21 protein-coding genes are annotated in these 20460 nt (G+C 55.8%); 6 read left to right on the top strand and 15 right to left on the bottom strand.

The window, feature by feature from the left end; all coding sequences use genetic code 11:
- Positions 1-139 precede the first annotated feature (139 nt).
- Positions 140-1618: a carotenoid oxygenase family protein gene (locus AO726_RS15270; protein ID WP_058068964.1), complete on the bottom strand. Its 1479-nt coding sequence runs from the start codon at positions 1616-1618 to the stop codon at positions 140-142.
- Between the two features lie 166 nt (positions 1619-1784).
- Here AO726_RS15270 and AO726_RS15265 point away from each other — a divergent pair, with 166 nt between their 5' ends.
- The gene (locus AO726_RS15265; RefSeq protein WP_058068963.1) at positions 1785-2984 is read left to right on the top strand and encodes an acetyl-CoA C-acyltransferase; all 1200 of its coding nucleotides are present in this window, start codon (positions 1785-1787) and stop codon (positions 2982-2984) included.
- Between the two features lie 44 nt (positions 2985-3028).
- On the opposite strand, the gene AO726_RS15260 is transcribed toward AO726_RS15265, so the two are convergent.
- Both AO726_RS15260 and AO726_RS15255 read right to left on the bottom strand, forming a co-directional pair.
- Positions 3029-4249 (bottom strand): acetyl-CoA acetyltransferase, encoded by a 1221-nt coding sequence (locus tag AO726_RS15260; RefSeq protein ID WP_058068962.1) that lies wholly within the window; start codon positions 4247-4249, stop codon positions 3029-3031.
- A gap of 42 nt (positions 4250-4291) precedes the next feature.
- Positions 4292-4741: a lipocalin-like domain-containing protein gene (locus tag AO726_RS15255; protein ID WP_058068961.1), complete on the bottom strand. Its 450-nt coding sequence runs from the start codon at positions 4739-4741 to the stop codon at positions 4292-4294.
- Positions 4742-5211: 470 nt separating this feature from the next.
- Here AO726_RS15255 and AO726_RS15250 point away from each other — a divergent pair, with 470 nt between their 5' ends.
- On the top strand, positions 5212-7035 hold the full coding sequence (locus AO726_RS15250; RefSeq protein ID WP_058068960.1) for a DUF1302 domain-containing protein: 1824 nt from the start codon (positions 5212-5214) through the stop codon (positions 7033-7035).
- 13 nt (positions 7036-7048) lie between these two features.
- Positions 7049-8401, top strand: a complete 1353-nt coding sequence (locus AO726_RS15245) for a DUF1329 domain-containing protein (RefSeq protein ID WP_058068959.1) — start codon at positions 7049-7051, stop codon at positions 8399-8401.
- Positions 8402-8476: 75 nt separating this feature from the next.
- Here the strand turns inward: AO726_RS15245 and AO726_RS15240 are convergent, their stop codons facing one another.
- From AO726_RS15240 to AO726_RS15195, 10 genes are all read right to left on the bottom strand, one after another.
- The gene (locus AO726_RS15240) at positions 8477-9100 is read right to left on the bottom strand and encodes a DsbA family protein (RefSeq protein WP_058068958.1); all 624 of its coding nucleotides are present in this window, start codon (positions 9098-9100) and stop codon (positions 8477-8479) included.
- A gap of 73 nt (positions 9101-9173) precedes the next feature.
- Positions 9174-9545 (bottom strand): nuclear transport factor 2 family protein, encoded by a 372-nt coding sequence (locus AO726_RS15235; protein ID WP_058068957.1) that lies wholly within the window; start codon positions 9543-9545, stop codon positions 9174-9176.
- 114 nt (positions 9546-9659) lie between these two features.
- The gene (locus AO726_RS15230; protein WP_058068956.1) at positions 9660-9953 is read right to left on the bottom strand and encodes a YciI family protein; all 294 of its coding nucleotides are present in this window, start codon (positions 9951-9953) and stop codon (positions 9660-9662) included.
- A gap of 238 nt (positions 9954-10191) precedes the next feature.
- The gene (locus tag AO726_RS15225) at positions 10192-10692 is read right to left on the bottom strand and encodes a hypothetical protein (protein WP_058068955.1); all 501 of its coding nucleotides are present in this window, start codon (positions 10690-10692) and stop codon (positions 10192-10194) included.
- Between the two features lie 146 nt (positions 10693-10838).
- Positions 10839-11447 carry a hypothetical protein gene (locus AO726_RS15220; protein WP_152987301.1) on the bottom strand — a complete coding sequence of 203 codons (609 nt, stop codon included), beginning with the start codon at positions 11445-11447 and terminating at the stop codon, positions 10839-10841.
- Between the two features lie 26 nt (positions 11448-11473).
- A complete protein-coding gene (locus tag AO726_RS15215) occupies positions 11474-12079 on the bottom strand; it encodes a hypothetical protein (protein ID WP_058068953.1) in 606 nt (201 codons plus the stop codon).
- 52 nt (positions 12080-12131) lie between these two features.
- A complete protein-coding gene (locus tag AO726_RS15210; protein WP_058068952.1) occupies positions 12132-12737 on the bottom strand; it encodes a hypothetical protein in 606 nt (201 codons plus the stop codon).
- A gap of 26 nt (positions 12738-12763) precedes the next feature.
- A complete protein-coding gene (locus AO726_RS15205) occupies positions 12764-13369 on the bottom strand; it encodes a hypothetical protein (protein WP_058068951.1) in 606 nt (201 codons plus the stop codon).
- Positions 13366-14397, bottom strand: a complete 1032-nt coding sequence (locus AO726_RS15200) for a hypothetical protein (protein ID WP_058068950.1) — start codon at positions 14395-14397, stop codon at positions 13366-13368. The genes AO726_RS15205 and AO726_RS15200 overlap by 4 nt, the downstream gene beginning before the upstream one ends.
- Positions 14398-14406: 9 nt before the next feature.
- Positions 14407-14943, bottom strand: coding sequence for a PAAR domain-containing protein (locus AO726_RS15195; RefSeq protein ID WP_275044101.1), 537 nt, complete (start codon positions 14941-14943; stop codon positions 14407-14409).
- 433 nt (positions 14944-15376) lie between these two features.
- On the opposite strand from AO726_RS15195, the gene AO726_RS15190 reads away from it, so the two are divergent.
- Positions 15377-16648, top strand: coding sequence for a cation:proton antiporter (locus tag AO726_RS15190; protein WP_058068948.1), 1272 nt, complete (start codon positions 15377-15379; stop codon positions 16646-16648).
- A gap of 190 nt (positions 16649-16838) precedes the next feature.
- On the opposite strand, the gene cysC is transcribed toward AO726_RS15190, so the two are convergent.
- Both cysC and AO726_RS15180 read right to left on the bottom strand, forming a co-directional pair.
- Positions 16839-17405 (bottom strand): adenylyl-sulfate kinase, encoded by a 567-nt coding sequence (gene cysC, locus AO726_RS15185; RefSeq protein WP_058069203.1) that lies wholly within the window; start codon positions 17403-17405, stop codon positions 16839-16841.
- Positions 17406-17611: 206 nt separating this feature from the next.
- On the bottom strand, positions 17612-18046 hold the full coding sequence (locus AO726_RS15180) for a winged helix-turn-helix transcriptional regulator (protein ID WP_177330559.1): 435 nt from the start codon (positions 18044-18046) through the stop codon (positions 17612-17614).
- 237 nt (positions 18047-18283) lie between these two features.
- Here AO726_RS15180 and AO726_RS15175 point away from each other — a divergent pair, with 237 nt between their 5' ends.
- Both AO726_RS15175 and AO726_RS15170 read left to right on the top strand, forming a co-directional pair.
- Positions 18284-19339 carry a pirin family protein gene (locus AO726_RS15175; protein WP_058068947.1) on the top strand — a complete coding sequence of 352 codons (1056 nt, stop codon included), beginning with the start codon at positions 18284-18286 and terminating at the stop codon, positions 19337-19339.
- A gap of 116 nt (positions 19340-19455) precedes the next feature.
- Positions 19456-20367 carry an NADP-dependent oxidoreductase gene (locus AO726_RS15170; RefSeq protein WP_058068946.1) on the top strand — a complete coding sequence of 304 codons (912 nt, stop codon included), beginning with the start codon at positions 19456-19458 and terminating at the stop codon, positions 20365-20367.
- Positions 20368-20460: the final 93 nt, after the last annotated feature.

The raw sequence follows: 20460 nt of genomic DNA, 5'->3' as shown, positions 1-20460 counted from the left end.
CTCCCGGCTTCCGGCCGTGCAGCAGCAGGTTTTTCGAGCGCGCAATTTAGCACGCTGGTGGTGGGGCGGGCAGCAGGCGTGCTTCAGCGAAAAGAAACAGGCCGTCCCGATACGGGATCGGGACGGCCTGAGGCAGCCTTTACTCAGCGAGTTGGTGGTCGCGGATAAAACGACGATCCGCCCAGACGCTGTGAGTTCCGCTGGAGATTTTGTGTGGCAGGGCGATGCGTACCACCGGGCCTTCATCGAAGCGTTTGCAGTCGATCAGGATGCACTCGGAAGTCTGGGTGTTTTCATCAATGATGAAGCTCACCAGATAGCCGTCATCCTCGTCTTTGGCGTTGATGCGCGGCACGAACGGAGCCTCGCTGGCGTAGCGACCTTCCGGCAGTGTTACGGTCCAGGATTCGCCGGTGTGCAGATCGTGCTTCACGAATGACTTGAACAGGAACCAGCCCGGCTCGGTCATGGTGGAGTACGCATAGCGGTAGGGTTTGCCGGCATAGCGCTGGTTGAACATGCCGAACTCCAGCACGCGGTCATCCAGGTTGTACTCGTGGGTGGTGCCATCTTTCAGGTTGAAGTGCCAGCGGTGCAGCTTCGGCTTGAAGGAGTGCTCATCCAGATAGGCCATCATGTGCGAGAAGCCTTTCGGTGCGCCTTCCAGTGGAGTCGGTGTCGGGTTCTCCTGGAAGTAGCCGTCCATGATGATCTCGTCGCCGTCCTCGTATGCATTAAGGAAGTGCAGTACGTAGGTCGGGGCCGCCTCGAACCAGCGCACGTCTTCCGGCTTGCCGTAACGCGGGATGATGCCGAAGCGCGATGGCAACTTGTGCATGCGCGCCAGATGGATGTTCTGCTTGAGGAACGACTCATCCCAGAACAGTGGGAAGTCATTGAGGATCGAATAGTTGGTGGTGAACGCCATGTCGTGCGGCAGGCGTGGGCCGGGCAGCGGCACCGGTACGTAGTGCACCAGTTTGTTGTCTTTGTTGACTACGCCGTAATGCATATAGGGCGGGTACTTGGAGTAGTTGAAGATGAGCATCTCGCCGGTGGCTTCATCCACTTTCGGGTGGGCGGAAACACCGTCAATCGGTCCCCAGCCTGCTACGCCTTCCTGCTCCATGGTTTCCGGGTCCAGCAGGTAGGCTTCGCCGCACTGGTAGAAGGTCGAAACAATCTTGCCGGCGTGCACGACTACGTCAGTTGAGGATGCGTCCTTTAACTCGCCATGGGCGCCGGTACCCGGCCGCAGTGAGGTGCCCGGTGCATCGAGAATTCCGCCCCACAATGCCTGCCCGGCTTCCTGCTCGGCCTGAAAGCCACGGGTGCGGACGAAGCGGTTACGGTAATCCGCCTTACCATTTTTGAAGCTGATGGTGTGCAGCATGCCGTCACCGTCAAACGGGTGGTAACGGGCCAGCGGTGCGTGTACCGGAATCTCGGTGTTACGCACGTAGATGCCGTCGATGTCGTCCGGGATCTTGCCTTCGATAACGTCCAGATCAGTAGCGTTTACTTCGCTGTACATCGGTGCCCAGGCACCTTTCATGTACGGATGCTTGCTGGTGTCTTTCAGAGTCGTACGCACGGGGGGCAGCTGCTCAACCTTCATGGAACCTCCTTTGACGATGTTTAGGAACGCGCCGATCCTAACATCAAGGTTCACTTATGCAAGTTCATGAATATCTGTCTATATGGTTTTATATTAATTGCTTATGTGAACTCACTAAGTCTGGTATTCCATCCTCCGGATCAACAATAACAACGGAAAATTCGCTATGAGCCATGCAGTGATTGTCGATGCCGTACGCAGTGCCCGGGGGCGGGCGAGTGAAAAAGGTGCGCTGTTCAATCTTCCTTCTGTTGAGTTGCTGGCCCAGCAGCTGCGGGCGCTGGATCGTCATCATCCGCAAGCCTCGGCTGAGGTTGTCGGTGCGGTGATTGGCTGCGTAACGCAAGCGGCCGGGCAGGGCGGCAACATTGCGCGTCCGGCGTTGCTGGCGGCCGGCTGGCCGGATCGCGTGCATGGCATGACCGTCACCAGTTACTGCACCTCCGGCCTCAGCGCCTTGCGCATTGCAGCGCTGCAGGCGCAGGCTGAAAACGGCCTGATGCTGGCCGGTGGCGTGGAGATGATGTCCCGCGTGCCGGTGGGTACCGACAAAGGTCTGCTCACCCACGATCTGGCGTTGCAAAAGGCTCAGGGCTTGCTGCCGGTTGGGATGGCGGCGGATTTAGTGGCGTCTGTTGAAGGATTCAGTCGTGAGGCGTGTGATGCCTATGCGCTGGCCTCCCAGCAGCGGGCATCGCAGGCTCAGCGTGAGGGGCGCTTCCGTTCGCTGGTGGCGGTCAAGGATGCCGAAGGCAATCCGCTGCTGCTGGCAGATGAAACGCCACGCCCGCAAACCACTCCGGAAAGCCTCGCCGAACGCGCGCCGGTCTTCGCTGAAATGGGCCAGAGCACCGGGCTGGATGCGTGGCTGTGTCATCGCTACCGGCTGGCTGCGATCAACCACGTGCATCACGCCGGTAACTCGCCGGTGATGGCAGACGGTGCGTCTGCTGTATTGGTCGCAAGCGCCGATGCTGCCAAACGACTGGACTTGCCAGTGCGCGCAAGAATTGTGGCGTTCAGTGAGCTGGCGGTGGATCGCACCATGGCGCTGACCGGCGCGGTGGACGCTACCCGTGAAGTGCTGCGCAAGGCAGGTCTGACGGTTGATGACATTGACCTGTTCGAGGTCAACGAAGCCTTCGCCGCATTGATGCTGCACTATATGAAACACCTGGGCGTGCCCCATGAACGTTTGAACGTGAACGGCGGCGCCATCGCCCTTGGGCACCCGATGGGCTCGACGGGCACCGCGCTGATCAGCGTGGCGCTGGATGAACTGGAACGCACCGGTGGCAAACGGGCAGTGATCGCGGCGTGCGGTGCGGCGGGATTGGCGTCGGCTGTATTGATCGAGCGCGATTGATCCGCGAGGCCAGCGCCGCTGAGAACAGCAGCGCTGGCTCAGGCTTAAACGCCGACTACGAAGCTGACTGTGGTGGTGGTCGAGCCGCCAATGTTCAGGGTCTGGCAGTTCTTCGCACCTTCCACCTGATATTCACCGGCCTGGCCGCTGACCTGCTTGTACGCATCCAGCAGCATGCGCACGCCGGTTGCGCCGACCGGGTGGCCGAGGCCGATCAGACCGCCTGACGGGTTCACCGGAATCCGCCCGCCAAGGGCAATATCGCCCGCTTCAATCGCCTTCCATGATTCGCCCGGAGCGGTAATGCCCAGATGGTCGATGGCCATGTATTCGGAGGCGGTAAAGCAGTCGTGGGTTTCCACCACATCAATCTGCTCAATGCTGCTGAGCCCGGCGCGGCTGCGCGCATCCTCAATGGCCCTGCGTACCTGCGGGAAGATATAGGGCTGATCAGCGCTGGCGTCGATCTTGGCCTGATAGCTGATTGGCGCGCTGCGATGGCCCCAGCCCTTAATGCGCGGCAGGCTCTCCAGCGGGATGTTGTGGCGTTTGGCATATTCAGCGGCCCGGCGGGGCGAGGCGAGGAACACCACGGCTGAGCCATCCGACACTTGGCTGCAGTCCTGACGGCGGATCAGCCCTTCAATCACCGGGTTGGCTACGTCGTTGGCCTGGAAGCTTTCCGCGCTGAACTGCCAGCCGCGGGTCTGCGCATTGGGGTTGCGTTTGGCGTTGGCGAAGTTGATTTCAGCAATGCGCATCAGGTGCTCATGCTGGAGTCCGTAACGGCGCTGGTATTCCTCCGCCACATTGGAGAAGGCGCGGGGCCACACGTAGCGGGCATCCTGAAACTCATGGCCAACCCACGCCGCTGCGGCGAGGTTGTCCGCCGCCTGCTGGCCGCTGACATTGCGCATCTGCTCAATGCCGACTACGCAGGACAGGTCATAACGCCCGGCTTCAATCTCCGCCGCTGCCGCCAGAATGGCGATGCTGCCCGATGCGCAGGCCGCTTCATGGCGCGCAGTCGGCAAGCCGTCAAAGGCTGGATCAACCAACCCGAAGAAGCCGCCCATCAAACCCTGGCCGCAAAACAGATCGCCGACAAAATTGCCGACGTGGCCGCTTTCGATTTCGCCCGCATCAAGCTTTGTCGCTGCCAGACCTTGCGTTACGCACTGGGTAAATGCATCCGCCAGATCCAGCCCCTCACGGTTCCAGTTGGCAGAAAAGTCGCTCTGCCAGCCGCCCAGTACATAAACCATTTGCTGCTCCTTATTCGTATTGTTGAGTTGCCTGCAAACTGATCAATGGCTGTCCGGCACACGCTGCCAGATAAAGATGTGGGTGCGTTGCGCTGGGCTGCCGGGGTTATCCACACCCGTGTAGCGCAGGCGGTCCGGGCTGAGCACTTCAATGGTTCTGCTGTGGGCATGGCCGACCATGTGCGGCGCGGAGGCCATGATCACCGCGTGGGTGACCACGCTCTGCGACAGGCTGAAACGGGCGAGGTAATGCAGATAGCTTTTGAACGCGTCAGCCAGATCAGCATCGCCGGGCTTGCCCTGCCAGAGGGCACGCTCACGCCGGCTGATGGTGGCGCTGACCAGTCCGGCTGCGCTGTAGATCAGCAGGCCTTCTGCGTCTTCGCCGTAAGGGTGGTGAACGGCGTTTTCCGAGCCGCTCAGCATTTGCCAGCTTTGCAGGCGCCAGGTACCGATAAGGTCCTTGGGCTGCAGTTCGCGATCACTGCTCATAAATACGCTCTTTTTGTTGTTCTAACTTGCAAAACTAAACCTATATCAAGCCAAAGCGGCATAACAAGCACATTGCTGTGGGTGATAAGGCAAGCGCGTTTGCTTAGATGATGCACGTTGGAGCCCGGTAAATACTGACCAAGCGGCCATATTCATCGGGAACTGGCGTAGTTGACCGTATATAACAACAAGGCGGCAGATCAGCCTGCACACAGGGCAAGCACGCCACGATAAAACAGAAGGTAAGGCTGCTAGTCCGCAAATGGATTGTAAGCCTTTGATTTCACGTAATTATTCTCGCTACTTATGGTGCGGGATAAGCCTTTTTATTTCCTTGCGCTTCGACAGACGGCTTGGTAGGTTTAGTTATGCAAGTTTTGAGGGGCTGGGGTCATCGACCAGCCTCTATGGATTGGCTCTCAGGGCCGCCGGACTGCAACAGCTATTCCAAGAATAAAAAGAGGCTCGTGATGAATAATAAAACTGCGCTCGCGCGCGGCTCGATGTTTGCCGTGGTATTTGCATTAAGCCCGCTGGCTCAGGCCATTACGTTTGGCAGTGGGGACTTCCAGGGCGCGTTCGATACGCAACTGTCTATCGGTGCCAGCTGGTCAACTCAAGACCCATCCCGACACCTGATCGGTGCCAACAACGGTGGCTCAGGTGCGCAAGCCTCAGTAGGCGATGACGGCCGGTTGAATTTCCGCAAAGGCGAAACCTTCTCCAAGCTCTTCAAAGGCACCCACGACCTTGACCTGCGCTACAAGGAAAACACCGGTGTGTTCCTGCGCGGTACTTACTGGTACGACTTTGAGCTGAAAGACGAGAACCGTCGCTTTGTCGATATCAGCGACCATGGCCGTGAAGAAGCGTCCAAATCCGCTGGCGCAGAACTGCTCGATGCCTTCGTTTATCACAACTATTCCATTGCTGATCAGTCCGGCAGTGCGCGCCTCGGCAAGCAGGTCGTAAGCTGGGGTGAGAGCACCTTTATCCCTGGTGGTATTAACAGCATCAACCCGGTCAACGTCGCCGCCTTCCGCCGCCCAGGTGCGGAAATTAAAGAAGCGTTGGTGCCGGTCAACATGTTCTACGTGGCTCAGAACCTGACTGAAAACCTAAGCGTTGAAGGCTTCTACCAGCTGGATTGGGAGCAGTCGATTCTGGATAACTGCGGCACCTTTTTCTCCGGTTCCGACTTCGGCCCGGACGGTTGCGCACCGGCTCACCTCGGTCCGGATATTTCCAGCTACAACGAGCTTGCCAATGGCCTGATCGAGTCATATTTCCCCGGTCAGGGCTATGCGCTGGATCTTGATCCGCAAGGTATCGGCGTGCAGCGCGTGGCTGACAACAAGCCCCGTGACAGTGGCCAGTTTGGCCTGTCCATGCGCTACTTCAGTGAAACGCTGGGCGGCGAAATTGGCGCCTACATGATGAATTACCACAGCCGTATGCCGAACCTGTCGGCCTACGCCAGCCCGCTGATCAACAACCCGATCATTAATGGTTTGGGCGCGCTGTCCGATGCTGTGCTGGTGGGTACCTCCACCTACTTTATGGACTACCCGGAAGACATCCGTCTGTACGGTCTGAGCTTCTCCACCAACCTGTCCACCGGTACCGCGCTGTCCGGTGAGATCAGCTACCGTCCGAACATGCCGATCCAGCTCAACGCGACCGACATGATCCAGTTAATTACCGGCAACCCGGTGATCAGCGCCATTTACTCCGGGGAATATGATCAGGCCATGCCGGGTGAGTTGGTGCAGGGTTACCACCGCAAGCCGGTTACTCAGGCGCAGGTGACGGCCATCCATATGTTCAACCAGGTGCTCGGCGCTTCGCAGCTGACGCTGGTGGGCGAAGTGGGCTGGACTCACGTGGCCAACCTGGAGAGCGCACTGCGTTATGGCCGTGATCCGATCTTTGGCATGAGCGAGACCCTGCCGAACAGCTACTGCGAAGGTGGTGTGAACAACAAGCACTGCAACACCAACGGATTTGTCACAGCCAACTCCTGGGGCTATCGCATCCGTGGTGTGTTGGATTACCCGAACGTGTTTGCCGGGGTGAACCTCAAGCCGAATATTGCCTGGTCCCACGATGTGGACGGCTATTCGCCGGTGCCGGGCGGCTTTAACGAAGGTTCCAAAGCCGTGAGCCTGGGGCTGGATGCTGACTATGCATCGACCTACACCGCGTCGCTTTCCTACACCAACTTCTTTGACGGCACTTACAACACCCAGCGCGATCGCGACTTTGTTTCGCTGAGCTTTGGTGTGAACTTCTGACAGGGAAATAACAATGAAACTGAAAAAACTCCTGTGTGCATGTCTCGTCGGAATGTTCTGCCTGCCGGCAGCGGCCAGCGATTACACAGCCGCTGACCTGGGCGGCCGTCTGACCCCGTTGGGTGGCGATGCTTCGGCCAACGCCGATGGCAGCATCCCGGCTTATACCGGTGGCCTTTCCACCACGGCCGCGCCGATTCTGGAGCACGGTTACATGGCTGATCCGTTTGCCGGTGAACAGCCACTGCTGACTATCACCAAGGCCAACTATGCTGAGCACAAAGAGCGTCTCACGCCGGGGCAGATCGCCCTGTTGGAGCGTTATCCGGATCAGTACCGAATCAACGTCTACCCGACTCATCGCAGCGCTGCAGTCCCGGCTGCGGTTGCTGAGAAGGTCAAACAGAACGCCACCAGTGCGCGCCTGATTGAAGGCGGCTACGCGGTTGAAAACTTCCAGACTGGTGCGCCGTTTCCACTCGCCACTCAGGCGCTGGAAATGGTCTGGAACCATGCTCTGCGTTATCGCGGTGGCAGCTCCCGTCGCCAATTCGTGCAGCTGACGCCGCAGACTAGCGGCAGCTTCACCCCAATCGTGTTTATGGATTTGGGTGCTGAGGCCAAAGAACTGTCTGACTACAACCCGGAAAACGCCGGCTTTACTCAGATCTACCTGAAGCAGTATGTGCTGTCTCCGGCGCGCCTGGCCGGTACTGCACTGCTGGCTCATGAGTCCAGCAACGAAGCCAAACAACCCCGTCGCGCCTGGATCTATAACGCCGGTCAGCGTCGCGTACGGATGGCCCCGCAGGTGGCTTACGACGGCCCGGGTACTGCGGCTGACGGCCTGCGTACCTCCGACAACTACGACATGTACAACGGTTCGCCAGACCGTTACGACTGGAAAGTGGTCGGCAAAAAAGAAGTCTATGTGCCGTACAACAGCTACAAGCTGGCTTCGCCAAGCCTGAAGTACAAAGACATTGCCCATGCCGGCGTACTCAACCCTGAGCACACCCGCTATGAGCTGCACCGCGTATGGCAAGTGGAAGGCACTCTGAAATCCGGTGCCCGTCACATCTACGCCAAGCGTGTGTTCTTCCTGGATGAAGACACCTGGCAGATCGTCCTCGCCGATCACTACGACGCCCGTGGCGCGCTGTGGCGGGTGGCGGAAGGTCATGCGATCCAGTACTTCAACAAGCAAGTGCCGTGGTACGCAGCCGAAGCCTTGTACGACCTGATTTCAGGCCGCTACATCGTCATGGGCCTGCACAACGAAGAGAAGCGTGAGTACGAGTTTGGGGTTAAATACACCTCCGGCGACTTCTCCCCAGCAGCCCTGCGTCAGGCTGGTGTGCGTTAAGGTCTGCTGACTGAGTGCAATAAGCCCAGGCATTGCCTGGGCTTTTTATTTGTGGTCACAGCGGCGGGTGGTGCCTTAGCTCAAACCGAGGGCATCATCCCAGCGCGGTTGGTTGCCATACACGCCCTGGGTCACGATGGCCCGGATGTTGCCGTCATCCTCCAATAACAGAGTTGGAAATCCTTTCGCCTCGAACTTATTCATCAACGTACGCGACTCAGCAAAGTGCACCGTTATCGCTCCATCAAGCTGGTGTGTGTAGGCGCTTTTGTAGGCCTCGTTGTTGAGAGATAAATTCGCTGCGAGACGATCAAGTGTCGACTGTTCAGCAATGGGCGACCCCGTCTGGAATTGCGCTACCTGAATGGCTGAAATCATCTCAAGGCCTTTACCCGCAGCCAGCTCAGCTGCTACCACCGCAGCGGTTGGCGGTGCTGAGTTCATCACCCAGTCCTGATCCAGCATCTGGTAATAGCGATCACTAAAAGGCACGCCAGCCAAACTGGTAATGGCTGGTTGGTTGTCTTTCAATACCTTGCGCAGCTCAGCACTTGGCGGGGCGATGCGCTCGCCTGTGATCATCCCGCCGCCATGCAATACCACCTCAACGCCATGGCTGCTGGCGTACTGAACAAACGGGGAAATGGCATAGCACCAGCTGCAATACGGGTCGTAGATGTAATGAAGTTTCTTGCTCATGACGGGCCTGACTTTTTGGGTGCAAAGAAAAGGGCGCGCTGAATACCATTGCCTTCAACGTGCCCTTAGGGATTTAAAAGACGTTGCTGACCTTCGACGTCTCAGGAATCTCCTGAACGATGTCCCAGTGCTCTTCGATCTTGCCGTCACGGAAGCGGAAGATATCCACAGCAACAAAGCCATTGTGTTGGCTGCTGAACGCGTTGTGGTTGTGCAGGACAACGTAGTCGCCATCCACAATCACGCGCTTAACTTCGCTCTTGAACTCTGGGTTTTCATTGAAGAAACCCTTGAAGCAGTTAATGAAAAACGGCTTGTCGGTAATCGGATCGAAAATGCTGTGGCTGACAAATTTGTCATGCAGATAATCGTCGAGATTATCGAATACGTGATCTTGGAAAATTTCCTTATGAAATTTCAGGGCAACTTGTTTGTTATCAGACATGGTTAAACTCCTTTAACTCAGGGCAATAAGAAACCGTCAGCCAGAATTGAAATCTGACTCAACTATTCATTTATGGTTAAGGCCTTATCAGGCCAGAGGTACAGCGGTAAGCAACTAGATGTTCAGCAGCGCCTTGTATTCGTCCGCGCCGGTGCCAAGGACCTCAATGTCATGCACAGTAACGGCGGAAACCGGGTAGAGCGGGTCAGTCGCCAGAACCTTATCCAACTCATTACGGGGGATCGATTTCACAATAAAGAACCCGCCGTCAGCGCGGTTTCGCTTAGGCCCGGAAGCAATAAAAATATCGCTTTCGGAAAATTGCTTATCCATCCACTCGGTATGTGCAGGAATCAGCTCTTTAACTTCGCTGATATCTTTTTGATAAGTAATATCAACGTAATACATATATCCTCCAGCGCCAGGCAGATTTATCTGGGGGGCTCTATACAGCAAATAGATCAGGCTTATGTAACGCCATTGCGGTAGGAAGTTATCACCAAGAAATCACTAACTCTAATATCAAAAGTGTCCGTGACTTATCGGTTTGCAGAAGGAGTAAAATCCAGATTTTGATGTTTTTACGCACGTGCAGGGGCGAGGTGCGCCATGCGGTCACCGCTGTGTCGGCTGTGGCTAATCCAGGCTACGGATAGCGCCTGGCTTTACGTTCAGCCTCTGCAATCTCAGTAAAGGCTTTTATGTGTTCGGCGTCAGCGGGTTGGTCGGCGTGTACTTCCTGAATATATTTGCCTGATATTTCTCCGCCGTGCAGGGCATCCACTGAGAGGGTGGCAACGAACTGCCGGTTGAGCACATCCAGATAGAGGTAAAAGTAATCCTCTGGCTGATTGGGTTTGGCAAACGCGCTGTAGGCATACCGGTAGCGGTTGCTCAGGTCAGGTTCTGAAAGCACAAAGGGCTCAATATCCAGCTCATCGTATGAGCTCATACCGAACGCTTGTCCTGCAGCCAGCCCTAGCTCACTGATTTGTGTATCTGTCAGCTCAGGCTCTTGAGTGCGCAGCATGGTGACATGACTCGCGCTGCCATCCGCTTCAATATTGCGCGGCTTATACATGCCGCTTGTGAACCACTGAGTGGCATCGAACATCTCCTCAGTGTCCCAACCGCCGTAATACATCATTACCTTAGTATCCGTATGATCCTCGGCGAGCCTGAGCCCGACTGCTACAGCCAGTAATACAGCTACTAATAACAACCAAGTACGCGGCTTTTGGAGTCGTAGGCCTGTCACGCTATCCATGTGCTGTTTGATGCCATTAGTTTTTCTTAATTGGTCTTGCGTTCAGCCTCAGCAATATCAGCAAAGACTTTTATATGTTCGGCATCGGCGGGTTGGTCGGCGTGTACCTCCTGAACATATTTGCCAGATAGTTTTTCTGGTTTTTGGGCATTCATAGAAAAGGTCACCACGTACTGTTTTTTCTGCCAGTCCAGATACAAATAGTAGTAGTCCTCTGGAATGTTAGGTTTGGCAAATGCGCTGTAAGCGTATCGGTAACTATTGCTCAGGTCAGGTTGATTGGTGGCAAACGCTTCAAGGTCCAGGGTGAGATCTGCACTGAAGAAAACTCCCGCCACCACAATCGGGAGCTGGTCGACCTGTTGGGAGGTCAGTTTGAGCGGCTTATTACGAAGCATGGTGACATTACTCGCGCTGCCATCCGCTTCAATATTGCGCGGCACATACATGCCGCTTGTGAACCAACGTGTGGCATCGAACATCTCTTCAGTGTTCCAACCGCCGTAGTACATCATCACCTTGGTATGCGCATCATCCTTAGCGAGCCTGAGCCCGGCTGCTACGGCCAGTAATACAGTTACTAATAACAGCCAAGTTCGCGGCCTTTGGAGTCGCAGACCTGTCACGATATCCATGTGTTTTTTGATTCCATTCGCCTTGCTTAATTCGCTTTGCGTTCGGCTTCGGCGATTTCGGCAAAGACTTTGATGTAGTCAGCATCGGCGGGTTGGTCTGCAGATACCGGTTCTGCGTAGCGGCCGGTCAGTTCACCACCTTTCTGAGCGTCTACAGAAAAGGTCACCACAAATCGCTGGTTGGCTATTTCAAGGAAGAGGTCGTAATAGTCTTCCGGCACGTTGGGTTCTGCAAATGCGCTGTATGTATATCGATAACGCTGGCTAAGATTGGGTTGGGACGTGAAGTAATCCTCACGCTCTGGCGTCATCAGGTCATTACTAAAAAATGAACCCGCAGCAATGAATGGAAGGTCGTTCAGCTGTTGTGACGTTAGCTTCATGGGCTGTGCGCGCAGCATTGTGACGGCACTTGCACTTCCATCCGCCTCGATATTGCGTGGCTTATACATGCCACTTGTGAACCAGCTAGTGGCATCGAACATTTCCTCAATGTCAGGACCGCCGTAATACATCTCCACCTTGCTGCTCGCCTCATCATCTCTGGCGAATTTGAGGCCGACACCTACGGCAAGCAATGCAGTCAGTACCAGTAGCCATATCAATGGCTTTTGAGGCTCTAGGGCTTTCATGATGTCAATGTGAAACCTGACCACTGTTCCATTGGGCGCAACCGTTACTTTCCTAGCGAGCCTTGTGTTCAGCCTCAGCAATTTCAGCAAAGACTTTTATGTGTTCGGCATCGGTGGGTTGGTCTGCATATACCTCACTGATGAATCTGCCAGCTATGTCGGCTCCACTTTGAGCATCGCGTCGTATCGTGGCGACAAAGCGCCGCTGCTCAAGCTCGAGATAAAGGTAGTAGTAATCTTCGGGATGGTTGGGCTTGCTGAACGCGCTGTATGCATAGCGATAGCGTTTGGATAGGTCGGGAGGGTTGTCGAGATACGTCTCCCGATTGATCTCGGGGAACTCATTCCTAAGCAGCGCCAGGACGGTGAAGGGGAGTTCCTGAATCTGATCTTTGGTGAATGTAAGCGGCTTGGCTCGCAGCATAGTGACCATGCTAGTACGGCCATCTGCTTCACTGCGCGGCTTGTACATTCCACTGTTAAACCACCGGCTGGCATCAAACGTATCCTCAACGTCCCAGCCGCCGAAATGCATCATCACCTTAGTATCCGCATCTCCCTTAGCGATTTTGAACTCGGCTGCTACAGCCAGTAATACAGTTACTAATAACAGCCAAGTGCGCGGCTTTTGAAGTTGTAGGCCCGTCACGATATCCATGCGCTGTTTGATTCCATTCGCTTTTCTTAATTGGCTTTGCGTTCGGCTTCTGCGATTTCAGCAAAGACCTTGATGTAGTCAGCACTGGCGGGCTGGTCAGGGTAAACCTCCTGAACATATCGGCCCGTCACTTCTCCGCCGTTCTGTGCATCAACAGAAACCGTTGCTACAAACCTCCTTCCGAATAAGTCGAGGTAAACCTCGTAGTAGTCGACAGGTACATCTGGTGCATCAAAAGAACTGTATACATAGCGGTACCGCTTGCTCAGATCGGGTTCCGAAAACTCAAACGGCTCTGTATCCAAGTCATCGAACGAACTGAGCCCAAAAGCCTGGCCGACTGAAAAAGGCAATTCTTCAAGCTGTTGTTTCGAGAAATCAGGTGCTTTAGTGCGGATCATTGTGATCATGCTGGCGCTGCCATCTGCCTCTATATTGCGTGGCCTGTACATGCCTTTCGTAAACCACTGAGTTGCATTGAATACTTCCCCTTCGCTCCGGCTGCCGTAATACATCATAATTTTTGGGGACATACTTTCTTCCTTCTTGTTTACCAGCGTAATGCCAATAAGAAAAATTGCTGCAAGTACGACCAAGGTCAGTAGTCGAGTATTGGTCAAATTGGGTTTCACTTTGGGGAGTACTCCAGCAGTGTTGCAGGAAGTCCAGTAGGAGTATCGCCGGCTCGTACAGGACGAACTGCTCCATCAGCATCTAAGGGATAATTGATTGTATTCTCATAGCCTTCGCGGCTAATGGCGTGCTTAGCAAGTGTCCTTTCTAGATCTGAGGCTGTTGTCTTTGGTGGTGTGGGCGCGAACTCATTGGGTAGCTGTGCTGTAGGGTCATTTAGTTTTTTGCGATGAGCAGCCAGTCGTCGTTGATAAGCAAATAGTCGTTGTTTGTAGTTCTTGTTGGCCAATTCGTCTGCTTTGTACTTCTCCACCGCCTTCGCCTGCTGCGCCCGGTCACTCGCATTGCCGTATGTGCCATCGTAGTTACTACGCCGTGGAAACGCCCACACCGAACAGCGAGTTGTATTTGCAATCAACTGCGCCAGGCTTTGGTCGTATTTTGGATCTTCGCCTTCTCGGACTATCACATCTGCTTGAATACCCAAGCCGGTACGGCAGGCGTAGGAATAAATCTTCCCTTTCATATCGAAAGCATCTGCCTGAAGCATGCGGGCCTGGGCGTCACGCAGGCGGTAGCTGTCGACCTTGCTCAGCTCGTAACCGAACTCGATGCTGCCGACCAGACCATGGGCGAACATATCCAGTTGCATCACCTCGCGATCTTTGCGGATGCGCAGGTTAATGAAATCCAGCAGTTGGGAAATGTTGTCGAGCTCGCGGTACTTTGCGCCGTATTTCTTTTCGACGATGCCTTTGACTGCGTTTAGCAGCGGGCGCTCGTAGTCATCAATAAAGATCAGAAAGATGCGCTGTACCGAATCACTTGGCGTCGCCGCCGGATACTGGCGTAGCTGGCGGATGCCCTGATTGATAAAGCGCATTTTGTTGCCTTTCTGTCCGCGCACCTTCTCCATAAGGGTCATATGCGAGGCACCGACCACGGTGATGTAGTCGCGGGCGAGGCTGACGGGAATCTGTTTTGTAGCGTGCTCAGCGCTGGTTTTACTTTGGTGAGGTGTGGCCATGTTCTGTCCCTAGAAGCTGATCCCAAGCCCTTTCAAATACCGGGCAGCATCCCGCCCCCAGCGCACAGTGACGGACTGCGGATCATCAGAGAACACCCGCTCGGTATTGCCATAAGCATTGGTGTAGCCAACCAGTCGCTGACCGTCGCCGCACTCCACACAGTACAGCGCGCCTTCAACCGGTTCGCCACTGTGCTTGTCGACCAGGTTGTATTGCTCGCTGTGGCGCGGCAAAACCTCGGGCGCGGAAAACGGCGCGCTGGAGGTCTGCGTGCCCACCAGCACATCCCCCGAACCGGTAATGATGATCCCGCCATGGGCAGTTGCACTACCCTGAAAAGCAATCGGCTTGCCATTGATGAGGATGTTGGGGATGCCCTGTGTGACCGCATCGCCACACGCCGTACTGTCACCTACACGCAGTGCAGGCAGGTTGTTGATCAATACATCCGGCGATCCGGTCGTTGTTGGGTTGGTGCCGTGTCCAGGCAATGGACAGGCATCCAGGTCGCTCAGGCGAGCTGCGGGTTTGGCCATCGTATACATCCTTGTTTGCGGGTGTTTCTGGGCAGTGGCTGCCCACAAGAGCGCACTATGTTTCGCACTTAAGTACTGGTAATGGGCCGAGTTAGAACGATTGCACGTGAAATAGTTGCGAAGGATTGATATCTGTCAAATTCAGCTGCAGGCATTTGCGGGGGCTCGCTTCGTAAATTAGGCAGCCAGACCACATATGCCTCTTACTCAGAGGCCGTTATGCGTTAAGCCGCAACATCGAGTGAATGCTGTGCTCAATCATCAAAAGTGGGCTAAAACCATGTTGTGACTGACACACCGGTGCAACAAAAACTGTCTGTTCAGACTCTGTAGTGTTGTGGAGGCTAACCCCGGCTCGCTAAACCGCTTCTGCCAGCGGTGGGAAAGCAGGGGGATGGATGCCTTTTAAGTTTGAATACCAACAGGGAATTTTGGGGCCACGATGCTTGATCTTGCTGCCGCGTTTATAACGCTGACTACACTGCTGACCTATCTGAACTACCGCTTTCTAAAACTGCCGCCAGCAATCGGGGTGATGTTGAATGCGCTGCTTTTATCCTTAGCAGTGCAGGGCGTCAGCGCGGCGGGTTATCCCATTCTGGAAAAGAGTTTTATCCAGTTTTTGCAGGGCATCGACTTCCATCAGGTGCTGATGACCTGGTTCCTGCCCGCGCTGCTGTTTGCCGGTGCACTGCATGTGAACCTGGCTGACCTGAAAGAATACAAGTGGCCAATTGGTTTTCTGGCCACGATTGGCGTGGTGATCTCAACCTTTGCAGTCGGTGGGGTGGCCTATGTGCTTCTGGAAGCGCTGGGCTGGCAGGTCAGCTTTATCTATTGCCTGATCTTCGGAGCGCTGATTTCCCCCACTGACCCGATTGCGGTTATGGGCATTCTGAAAACCAGTGGCGCACCTAAACCGCTGAGCATGACCATCGTCGGCGAATCGCTGTTCAACGACGGCACCGCAGTTGTGGCGTTTGGTGTGCTGCTGGGCATTGCCGCATTGGGGCACTCGCCAAGTGCCGGGGAAATCACCTGGCTGCTGGTGCAGGAGGGTATCGGCGGTGTGCTGTTCGGGCTGCTGGTTGGTTATGCCGGATGCCAGATGATCAAGACCATCCACCAGCCCCAGCTGACTGTCATGGTGACACTGGCAATGGTGTTTGGTGGCGCATCGGTTGCGTCCAAGCTGCATGTGTCAGCCCCTATCTTCGCGGTGGTGGCTGGGCTGGTGATGGGCAACGTGGGCCGCTTGCGGAACATGGGCGATAAAGAGCGCGAATATGTGGATGACTTCTGGGAGCTGGTGGATGACATCCTCAACGCGCTGCTGTTCGCACTGATCGGCCTTGAGCTTCTCCTGCTGCCGATCAGTTGGCTGCACTTCGGCGCGGCGATTTTGCTGGGCGCAGGCGTGCTGCTTTGCCGTCTGGCCGCCGTTGCTCCGGGAATCATGGTCTTGCGTTTACTGCAGCGTAAAGGCGAGCGGCAATTTGCTAAAGGAACCATCCGTACCCTGTGTTGGGGCGGCCTGCGCGGCGGGGTTTCCGTGGCGTTGGCGTTGTCGCTGCCGCCGGGAGAAGAGCGTGATGTGTTGGTGGTGATCACCTACATCATCGTGCTGGTGTCGATCCTGATTCAGGGCCTGAGTATCGGCCCGCTGGTACGGATGTTGTTTGGTGAGAGTGAACAGTCTGAGATGGCTAAGTGATCCGTGTCTTTCAAGTTCTGGTCTGCATGACCTTTGTTGAAAGTCTGTAACAACGGATTGCCTGGGGGGAGTGGCTCGGATTGGGTAGGAAGGTGCTGCCAGGCTTGTTTGAAGAGGCTGGGGTGTCGGCTTCCATCGCAGGTTTTGGCAGCATGGTTGAATACCATCCAATCTGCAGATCTGAGTCTTATCAGCCAAGCGCCTGAAGTATCTGCTCCACTGCGGAGCTTACGCTGGAGCTGAGTGTTTCTATGTGGATATCTGGATTTACAGGGGCTTCGTAGGGCGAGCTTATGCCAGTGAAGTTTAATAGCTCGCCGCTTCTGACTTTGCGGTACAGACCTTTGGGATCACGACGCTCGCACTCTTGTAGCGGTGTGTCGATGAATACCTCCAGAAAGTTTTCTGGGCCGATGATTTTTCTGGCTCGGTCACGGTCCTCCCGGAAGGGAGAAATCAAAGCCGTTATAACGATGAGCCCTGAATCTATTAGCAGTCTGGCCACCTCAGCGACTCGGCGGATATTTTCTTTGCGGTCTTTGTCGCTGAAGCCCAGGTCACTGCATAGGCCTGAGCGCAACCTGTCTCCGTCCAGTAAACAGGTGTGATTTTGCTGTGTATGCAGGGCTGCTTCCAGTGCGTTGGCGATGGTGGATTTGCCTGCGCCACTCAAGCCGGTCAACCAAATGACCCGTGGCCGTTGTTGTTTTAGCGCGGCTCGTTGTTCGGGGCTGACGGTAATTTCTTGAGACGTCATCTGGATCAATACGCACCTCATTGATGGACGCAGCGCTTAGCGCCTTGCAGTTATCGCCGGTAGGAAAATCGCCGTGATCATAATTCGGTTATTGCCAGTTAATCCAAGATTGGCTGGGTTTTATTGTCCATTTATTGGGTGATGCAGTTGGAGGTGATTGCCGCGGCTGAATCTTGCCTGATGCCGGGTTGCTGAAATACGCCGGTCTACTCCGGCGCCACCGTAAAGCTCTTTAACTGCGCCGCGCCCTGGCGGTCGCTCTGCTGGAATTTCTCCCGCGCCTGCAGCATCAGTGGGCGGTTCTCTATGGCCCATTGGAACAGTGCCTGGAGCGGTGTCAGCAAGCTGCGCCCGAGGTCGGTGAGGGTGTAATCGACCCGTGGCGGAATGGTCGGGTAGACGGTGCGTTCGACGATGCCGTCCTGCTCCAGGCTCTTGAGTGTCAGGGTCAGCATGCGTTGGGAAATTCCGCCGATTCGGCGGTGCAGTTCGTTGTAGCGCAGCGAGCCATCTTGCAGGGCGCTGACTACCAGTACAGTCCATTTGTCGCCAATGCGGGCCAGGGTTTCCGCCAGCGTCCGGCAGTTTTCCCCGGCATGCTGGATGCCTGAGTCACGAACATGGGTGTCTGTATCGCTCAAAAAAGTGCCTCCTTGTTCAGTTTCATTGCGCTAACTAGTATAGCCCTACGAACATTTTGTTCGCGTCTTGGGTGATCAGGGCTTAAGTGCCCTATGTGCTTTCCCGCCGTCGCGAATCTGTTCTAACGGTCGAGTTTTCTGATGAGTGCCTGAATGAGTCTGCTTATTCAGGAACCAAAAGGATCAGGCCGTTTCGTAGCACTGGGACTGAACCCAGGCTACCGGAGGAGATGCGATATGAAAAACGCCGTATTGAATGTGACCCCTCTCACTGCGCCATGGTCCGGGGCTGATCCGTTTCTGTTTTGTGCTTATCACCTGGATCATTACCCGGCCAGCGATGGCGATATGGGTGTGCCTGTTGAGGCGCTGGGCGGTCGTCCTTTGGGCAGCGATTTTAGCCGTAAGAATGGCTTCAGTATGTACCACAGCGAGCGCGTGCCAGGCTTCCCGGTGCATCCGCACCGTGGCTTTGAGACGGTGACTTTTGTCCGCCGTGGTTATGTGGACCACGCCGACTCGCTGGGTGCGACCGCCCGTTATGGTGCGGGCGATGTGCAATGGCTGACCACCGGTAAAGGCGTGCAGCACGCGGAGATGTTTCCGCTGCTGGATAAGGGCGAGGACAACACGCTGGAACTGTTCCAGATATGGCTCAACCTTCCGGCGCGCAATAAGTTTGTCGAACCTGAGTTCAAGATGCTGTGGGCTGAGGAAATTCCGGTCTGGCGCAATGTGGACAGCCAGAATGAGCAGGCTGTGAATGACGTCACCATCATCGCAGGGGCTTTCAAGCCTGCCGGTGGTGAGGCGATTGTGCCGCCAAGCCCGGCTAAAAACTCATGGGCGGCGGACGAGAGCAACAAGCTTGCGCTGTGGGCGATTCGTTTGTCCGCCGGGCAGCGCCTGACGCTGCCGGAAGAGCTGGATGCCGATGTGGTGCGCACGTTGTACGTCTATGAGGCAGATACGTACCGTGTGGCCGGTCAGCAGTTGTCCGGTAAGACTCAGATTGAGCTGCTGCCTGGCGCCAGTGTGGAGATTGAAAACACCGGTGACGGCCTGCTGCAGATCATGCTGATGCAGGCTAAGCCCATCGGTGAGCCGGTGGCCGCTCATGGCCCGTTTGTGATGAACAACGAGGCTGAGTTGCATCAGGCCTTTGCTGATTACCGCAGCACTCAGTTCGGTGGTTGGCCATGGCCGAGCAATGGCCCGGTTCATTCTGCCGACGCGGGGCGTTTTGCCCGCTACCCCGGCAGTTCGGTGGACGATCGCCCACCGGTTAAATAAGCCGTTTGATGCCTGCTGTTTTGCAGCAGGCATCTGTCTTTAAAGTAATCCATTCAGCCTCCCGCACATGCTCCGGCATGGGCGTGCCGTGTGCTGCCTACAAGGAAGGTTTAATCATGACTAACGTAACTACCGTACTGACTGCTCAACGCCATGGTGGCCCGGAGGTGCTGGAGTTTTTGACTCAGCCGGCTCCACGTCCTGCTCAGGGGGAAGTGCTAATCAGGGTGCGTGCAGCCGGGATCAACCCGATTGATGCGCGACGCATGACCGGCGAGTTCGGCCAGGTGCTGCCGCAACACTTCGGGACGGAGTTCGCAGGCGTTATCGAGCAGCTTGGCGAAGGTGTCAGCGGTTGGCAGATGGGTGATGAGGTGCTGGGTTCCGGGGCCGGATTCACCCACGCCAGCTATATCCTCGTACCGGCTACCAATCTGGTCGCCAAGCCTGCTTCTCTGAGCTGGGAAGTGGCCGGTTCGCTGGCGGGTGTGAGCCAAACTGCCTCGACAATCCTGCGCGAACTGGCGCTGAGCGCTCCGGCTTCTTTGCTGATTCACGGCGGCGCAGGCGGTGTGGGTTCGATTGCCATCCAGCTGGCCAAACAGCAGGGGCTCACAGTTGTGGCGACGGCCTCGGCGGCAAATCAGGACTATCTGCGTGAGCTGGGCGCTATCGCAGTTGTGTACGGTGAGGGGCTGATTGAGCGCATTCGCGCCGTGCATCCTGAGTCGTTTGATGCCGCGGTTGATATGGCCGGTACCGCCGAAGCCATTGAGGCGTCCCTGCAACTGGTAAAGGCCGACGGGCATATCGGCACCATCGCCGGTAAGCCGGTTAACTCACCTCGTGTGCAGCCGATGTGGGTTAAGCGCAACCCGGCGGATCTGCGCCGCGTGGCTGACGGTGTAGCAGATGGCAGCCTGAGTTGGGTGGTGAGCCGCACCTATCCGTTTACCGAGGCGCGCGCGGCTTATGGGGACATTCTTGACGGGCATACCCGTGGCAAGTCAGTGCTGCTGTTTGATTAAGGCCACCGTGACCGTGGGCTAATCAGCCCACGGCTTATTCCTGCTTTTGTGCCACAAGCCGATCAGCGGGGCTTTTATTGCGGCTGTTGGTGA

It is taken from the genome of Pseudomonas sp. TTU2014-080ASC (assembly GCF_001446935.1).
Taxonomy (GTDB): Bacteria; Pseudomonadota; Gammaproteobacteria; order Pseudomonadales; family Pseudomonadaceae; genus Aquipseudomonas.
This window is presented reverse-complemented; position numbering and strand designations above follow the sequence as displayed.